This is a genomic window from Streptomyces sp. NPDC031418 (assembly GCF_055581605.1).
This window is the reverse complement of sequence record NZ_JBVIJC010000026.1, coordinates 60151-66150: the sequence shown is the minus strand read 5'-3', so window position 1 is coordinate 66150 and position 6000 is coordinate 60151. Positions and strand designations below refer to the sequence as shown.

Here is a 6000-nt window from a genome sequence, read left to right as displayed (position 1 = left end):
GGCGGGTGACGGTGGCGGGGCTGTGGCCGGTGTCGGCGGTCGGGGCCGTGGCGGGTGCCGGTGGCCGATGGCCGGTGCCGTGGCGGGTGCCCGTGGGCGGTGACGGCGGTCGGGGCCGTGGCCGGTGACGGCGGCCAGGGCCGGGGCGGGTGACGGTGGCGGGGCTGTGGCCGGTGTCGGCGGTCGGGGCCGTGGCGGGTGCCGGTGGCCGATGGCCGGTGCCGTGGCGGGTGCCCGTGGCCGGTGCCGGAGGTCGCGGCCGTGGCCGGTGACGGTGCTGTCGGACACGCCCGGTAACCTGGCCTGGTGACAGGCTCGGAGGAATCACCGTCGTTCCGGCTCGCGTACGTCCCCGGAGTGACGCCCGCCAAGTGGGTGAAGGTCTGGCACGAACGCCTGCCCGACATCCCGCTCACTCTCGTCCAGGCCCCCGCCGCCGAGGCCCCGGAACTGATGCGCGCGGGCGAGGCGGACGCGGGTCTGGTACGGCTGCCCGTCGACCGCGCCTACTTCAGCGCGATCCCCCTCTACACCGAGACCACCGTGGTCATCGTCCCCAAGGACCACGTGATCACGGCGGCGGACGAGGTCACCCTCGCCGACCTCGCCGACGAGGTGCTCTTCCACCCCCTGGACGACGTCTTCGACTGGGACGCCCCGCCCGGCGAGCCCGCCTTCGAACGGCCCGCCACGACGCCGGACGCGATCGAGCTGGTCGCGGCGAACGTCGGCCTCCTGGTCGTGCCGCAGTCCCTGGCCCGCCTCTACCACCGCCGCGACCTCACCTACCGCCCGGTCGTCGACGCCCCCCAGTCCAGCGTCGCCCTGTCCTGGCCCGAGGAGGCCACGACCGACCTGGTGGAGGACTTCATCGGCATCGTCCGCGGACGCACGGTCAACAGCACCCGGGGCCGTACGGCGGCCGGCGTTCCGGCCGGGCAGCAGGGCAAGCGCACCCAGCAGGGCGGCGGCACCCGGCCCAAGCAGGGGCAGGCCAAGCAAGGCCAGACGAAGCAGGGCCAGGCCAAGCAGGGCCAGGGCAAGTCGGCGGGACGCGATGCGCGGGGCCGCGCGGCCGGCGCCAAGCCCACCGCCCCCAGGCGGGGCAAGCCGCGCCGCCGGTCGTAGCGGCCGGGGAGCCCTTCAGGGCGCCGGGTCCGGTTCCTCCGGTCGCGGCCGCGCGCCCGGCGCACCGGTGCGCTCCGGCGTACCGCCGTGCTCCGGATACGGCGGCGTCCGGCGGCCCCGCAGGTCGGCCACTGCCAGCCCGAGTGCCACCACGATGATTCCCACGGCCGTGAGCAGCCCCAGTTGCAGGGCGGTCGCGGCGCTGCCGTGGTTGGCCAGATGCGCGAAGTACACCGCGCCCACCGCGGCGATCCCGGCCGCGGAACCGATCCGCTGGGCCGTCACCAGGACCCCGCCCGCCGCCCCGGCGCGCCGCACGGGGACGCCGGCCAGCGTGAGGGTGGTGTTGGGCGAGATCGTCACCCCCGAGCCGAGCCCGGCGACCAGCAGCGGCAGCGCCGCCACCGGCGCCGCACCCCGCCCCGGCACCAGCTGCACGGCCGCGATCACCCCGAGCAGGCCCAGCGCCACCCCGGCCAGCCCGGCGATCACCAGCCTGCGGCCGTGGCGGACCACCATCCGGCCGCTCACCGCCGCCCCGACGGCCGAACCGATCGCGAAGGGCAGCGAGGACAGACCCGCCGCGAGCGCGCCGTAGCCGACCCCGTTCTGGAGGAACAGCGTGTAGACGAAGAACACCGTGGTGAAGCCCGCGAAGTACACCAGGTTCAGCAGCACGCCCAGCGAGAACGACCGCTGCGCGAACAGCGCCAGATCGAGCAGCGGCGCCCGCCCGAGCCGTCCCTGCCGCCGCTCCCACCCCCAGAACAGGCCCAACAGCACCGCGGCCACCGGCAGCAGGGCCCACTTCTCCCGCCCCGTCCACTGCTGCTCCTGCACCAGCGGCAGCATCAGAGCGAGCACGCCCGCGCCGAGCAGCAGCACGCCCGGCAGGTCGAGGCTCTCCCGCCCGCCGGTCCGGGCCGGTGAGCGGGGCAGCAGGCGCAGCGCCGCGACGAAGGCGGCCAGGCCGATCGGCAGGTTGACGTAGAACACCCAGCGCCAGCCGTCGCCGGTGCCGAACACCTGGATCAGCAGACCGCCCAGCGGCGGCCCCACCGCGGTGGAGATCCCGACGACGCTGCCCAGCATGCCGAAGGCCCGGGCCCGCTCGGGGCCGCCCTGGAACATCTGCTGGATCAGCCCGGTGGTCTGCGGTGCGACGATGCCCGACGCCGCGCCCTGGAGCAGCCGGAAGAGCACCAGCCAGCCGGCGCCGGGCGCCAGCCCGCACGCCACCGAGGCCACGGTGAACAGGGCCAGTCCGAACAGGAACGCCTCGCGCCGGCCGCGCAGGTCCCCGAGCCGGCCCGCCGGGACCAGGGCGAGGCCGAAGGTGAGGGCGTACCCCGAGACCACCCACGACAGATCGGCCGGGGCGGCGCCCAGCCCGCGCTCCATCGAGGGCAGCGCCACGTTCACGATCGAGCTGTCGAGCAGCGTCATGAAGCCCGCCGTCAGACAGACCCCGAGCGCCTTCCACCGTCGCCGGTCGCCGGTGTCCGGCCGGGTCTGAGAGATGGTCATGGGGCCACGCTAGGCAGCCACCAGGCACAACGCACGGAAGGAAGCGTTCCGCGCGCGTCGGCCGACCGGCCGCCGAAGGTCGCCGAGGGGCCGCCCGGAGCGCCGGGCGTCAGCCGCGCGAGGTCCGGCCGACCGACTCCACCAGAGGCAGCAGCCGGTAGGGGACGCGTTCGCGCAGCGCGACCTCGGTCCGGGTGCGGACGACGCCCGGCAGGCTGATCAGCTTCTGGATCACGTCCTCCAGATGGGCGTTGTCCCGGCCCACCACACGGGCGAGCAGATCTCCGCCGCCCGTGATCGAGAAGGCCTCCACGATCTCCGGTACGGCGGCCAGCGCGTCGCCCACGTCGTCCAGATGGCCCTGGGTGACCTCGATGTGCACGAACGCCAGCACCGGATGGCCCAGGGCGGCGGGGGAGAGGGAGGGGCCGGTGCCGGTGATCACGCCATCCCGCTCCAGCCGGTCCAGGCGGGCCTGGAGCGTGCCGCGGGCCACCCCGAGGATCCGGGCGTACTCGCGCACGCTGGTGCGCGGCTGCTCCAGCAGCAGTCTGAGGATGCGGGTGTCGAGTTCGTCCACGGCCATGATGGACGACTGTACCAATGGCTCATCGGTCGGGCGCGGCCGTAACCCTCCGACCTGGTCCGATGGCGATTCCGGCCGGTGCGCGCGACTCTGCCCGGCTGATCCATTGGTCCAGTGATCCGGCTGTCACATGAGCCAGTGACCCGGGGGACGCTCTCATGGACGGGTCGATGGCGCTGCGCACCCCGTGGCGCCCTTCCCCGCACGCGGGAGCCGTTCGCGTGCGGGGTGGGCCTCTGGCGTGCCGGGTTACCAGCTGCTCTTGGTCACGCCAGGCAGCTCGCCCGCGTGGGCCATCTCGCGTACGCGGATGCGGGACAGGCCGAAGGTGCGCAGGTAGCCGCGGGGGCGGCCGTCCACGGAGTCGCGATTGCGCACGCGGGTGGCGCTGGCGTCGCGCGGCTGTCGGCGGAGTTCCCGCTGGGCGGCGGCGCGTTCCTCGTCGGAGCTTCCGGGGAACGCGATGATCGCCTTCAACGCGGCGCGGCGCGCGGCGTATCGGGCCACGATGAGGCGCCGCTGCTCATTCTTGGCGATCTTGCTCTTCTTCGCCATCAGACCTTCCCTCCCCGGGCGCGGATGCGGGCCACCGCGGCCTCGATGCCGATCGCGTCGACCGTCTTGATGCCCTTGGCCGAGAGCGTGAGCCGGACATGGCGGCCTTCGCTCGGCAACCAGTAGCGCTTGCTCTGGATGTTGGGGTCGAAGCGGCGCTTGCTGCGCCGGTGCGAGTGGGAGATGTGGTGGCCGAAGCCGGGCTGCCGGCCGGTGAGTTGGCAGTGGGCGGACACGACTGTTCCTCCTTGGCGTGGATGCGGCACCACAGTAGCGCTAGATGAAAATGAAAACCAATCTCTTGTATGGTGCTGCACATGGCCCGTAACGAACTGCGCCCGATCACCAAGCTGAGGTCCACCGCCGGCACCGGCTACACCTACGTGACCCGCAAGAACCGCCGTAACAACCCCGACCGGCTCACCCTGCGCAAGTACGACCCGGCCGCCGGCCGCCACGTCGACTTCCGAGAGGAACGCTGAAAGCCGTGAAGCCCGGAATCCACCCCGAGTACCGCCCGGTCGTCTTCCGTGACCGGGCCGCCGACTACGCCTTCCTCACCCGGTCGACCGCCACCAGCGACAAGACCGTCGAGTGGGAGGACGGCAACACCTATCCGGTCATCGACGTCGAGATCTCCTCGGCGAGCCACCCCTTCCACACCGGCACCCAGCGGGTCCTGGACACCGCGGGCCGGGTCGAGCGCTTCGAGCGACGCTACGGTCACGGAGGGCGGAAGCCGTGAGCGGGGGAGGGGCGCGGCTTCCGGTCGCGATTGTCGCCGGCTTGCACGCCGACGCCCGCCGGACCGCCGTAGCGGAGATCCTGCGTACGGTCCCCGGCTCGGTGGCGCTGCATCACGACCTGACGTCCGCCGTGGACAGCGCGGTGCACCGGACGGTGCGCGACGCCGACGGCCTGCGGGGCAGTGGTGACGCACCCCTGGTGAACGACTGCGCGTGCTGCGCGCTGCGCGAGGACCTCGTCCCCGAACTGCTGCGGCTCGCGGCGGAGGGCAGGTACCGGCTGGCCGTCGTGGAACTGTGGGACTCCGTGGAACCACAGGCCATGGCCGCAGTCATCGCCGCCGCGGGCGCACCGCTGGCCCTGACCGGGGTCGCCACCGCGGTCGACCCGGCACTCGTCCTGCCGTACCTGTCCAACGGCGACGACCTGGCCGACGTCGGCCTCGCCGCCGCACCGACCGACCAGCGCACGGTCGCCGACACCTTCGCCCGGCAGCTGGAGTACCCCACGGTGATCGCCCTCGGCGACGACGATGCCTGCGGCGAGGTCGCCGACGACACCGACCGCGCGCTGCTCGCCCAGCTCACACCGGGCGCCCGCAGCGTACGGGTGGAGAGCGACGGCGCCCTGGGGGCAGCGCTGTTGGCGGGCTTCGACGTGGCAGCGGCCGCCGCCCGTGTGCATCCCGCGTGCGCGCTGCTGCCGCAGTCGTGCGACGAGCACGGTGTGAGCACCTTCGTCTGGCGGCGCGAACGGCCTTTCCATCCGCAGCGCCTGTACGCGGCCCTGGAGGACCTGACCTGCGCCGCCGCCCGCAGCCGTGGGCGGTTCTGGCTGGCGGACCGCCCCGACACACTGCTGTCGTGGGAGGCTGCGGGCGGTGCGCTGTGCGTGGAGTCGGTCGGCCCCTGGCTGGCCGCCCTGCCCGACGCCGCCTGGGAGTTGGTGCCCGCCGAGCGCCGCCTTGCCGCCTCGGTGGACTGGCACCCGGAAAACGGCGACCGCTGCCAGCACCTCACCTTCACCTCGCCCGGCCTGGACCGCGACGGCCTCCTGGCCCTGCTCGACTCATGCCTGCTCACCGACGACGAGTACGCGGCGGGCAGGGACCGCTGGAAACAACTCCCGCACGCCTTCGACGGCTTGCTCGACCCTGTGACCTGAAAGAGAGAACCGACCTCACCATGCCCCGACCCGCAAGCACCCGGCGGCAGACCGCCACGCGACAGCGCACCAACCCGCTGGACGCCGCCGGCATCATCTACATCGACTACAAGGACACCGATCTGCTCCGGAAGTTCATCTCCGACCGTGGAAAGATCCGCAGCCGTCGGGTGACCCATGTGACCCGTCAGCAGCAGCGGCAGATCGCGCGGGCCGTCAAGAACGCACGCGAGATGGCGCTCCTGCCGTACAGCTCCCGATAGTTCCGTACAGCTCCCGATAGGGCGATGGCC

General features: G+C 73.2%; 9 protein-coding genes. 5 read left to right on the top strand and 4 right to left on the bottom strand.

Annotated elements, in window-relative coordinates:
- Positions 1 to 306 precede the first annotated feature (306 nt).
- Positions 307 to 1128, top strand: coding sequence for a LysR family transcriptional regulator substrate-binding protein (locus ACZ5CZ_RS31860; RefSeq protein ID WP_385842326.1), 822 nt, complete (start codon positions 307 to 309; stop codon positions 1126 to 1128).
- A gap of 15 nt (positions 1129 to 1143) precedes the next feature.
- On the opposite strand, the gene ACZ5CZ_RS31855 is transcribed toward ACZ5CZ_RS31860, so the two are convergent.
- From ACZ5CZ_RS31855 to rpmB, 4 genes are all read right to left on the bottom strand, one after another.
- Positions 1144 to 2655: an MFS transporter gene (locus ACZ5CZ_RS31855; protein WP_468947808.1), complete on the bottom strand. Its 1512-nt coding sequence runs from the start codon at positions 2653 to 2655 to the stop codon at positions 1144 to 1146.
- Between the two features lie 109 nt (positions 2656 to 2764).
- Positions 2765 to 3241, bottom strand: coding sequence for an Lrp/AsnC family transcriptional regulator (locus tag ACZ5CZ_RS31850; RefSeq protein WP_468947807.1), 477 nt, complete (start codon positions 3239 to 3241; stop codon positions 2765 to 2767).
- 249 nt (positions 3242 to 3490) lie between these two features.
- On the bottom strand, positions 3491 to 3796 hold the full coding sequence (gene rpsN / locus ACZ5CZ_RS31845; RefSeq protein WP_385842329.1) for a 30S ribosomal protein S14: 306 nt from the start codon (positions 3794 to 3796) through the stop codon (positions 3491 to 3493).
- On the bottom strand, positions 3796 to 4032 hold the full coding sequence (gene rpmB, locus ACZ5CZ_RS31840) for a 50S ribosomal protein L28 (protein WP_385842330.1): 237 nt from the start codon (positions 4030 to 4032) through the stop codon (positions 3796 to 3798). The genes rpsN and rpmB overlap by 1 nt, the downstream gene beginning before the upstream one ends.
- Positions 4033 to 4113: 81 nt before the next feature.
- Between rpmB and rpmG the strand changes: the two genes are divergently transcribed.
- Genes rpmG through rpsR form a run of 4 tightly spaced genes read left to right on the top strand, consistent with a single transcriptional unit; the run spans position 4114 to position 5970 of the window.
- The gene (gene rpmG / locus ACZ5CZ_RS31835; protein ID WP_468947806.1) at positions 4114 to 4278 is read left to right on the top strand and encodes a 50S ribosomal protein L33; all 165 of its coding nucleotides are present in this window, start codon (positions 4114 to 4116) and stop codon (positions 4276 to 4278) included.
- A gap of 5 nt (positions 4279 to 4283) precedes the next feature.
- Positions 4284 to 4541, top strand: coding sequence for a type B 50S ribosomal protein L31 (locus tag ACZ5CZ_RS31830; protein WP_468947805.1), 258 nt, complete (start codon positions 4284 to 4286; stop codon positions 4539 to 4541).
- Between the two features lie 41 nt (positions 4542 to 4582).
- Positions 4583 to 5707 carry a GTP-binding protein gene (locus tag ACZ5CZ_RS31825; RefSeq protein ID WP_468947803.1) on the top strand — a complete coding sequence of 375 codons (1125 nt, stop codon included), beginning with the start codon at positions 4583 to 4585 and terminating at the stop codon, positions 5705 to 5707.
- Positions 5708 to 5727: 20 nt separating this feature from the next.
- Positions 5728 to 5970: a 30S ribosomal protein S18 gene (rpsR, locus tag ACZ5CZ_RS31820; RefSeq protein WP_385842334.1), complete on the top strand. Its 243-nt coding sequence runs from the start codon at positions 5728 to 5730 to the stop codon at positions 5968 to 5970.
- The last annotated feature ends 30 nt before the right edge of the window (positions 5971 to 6000 follow it).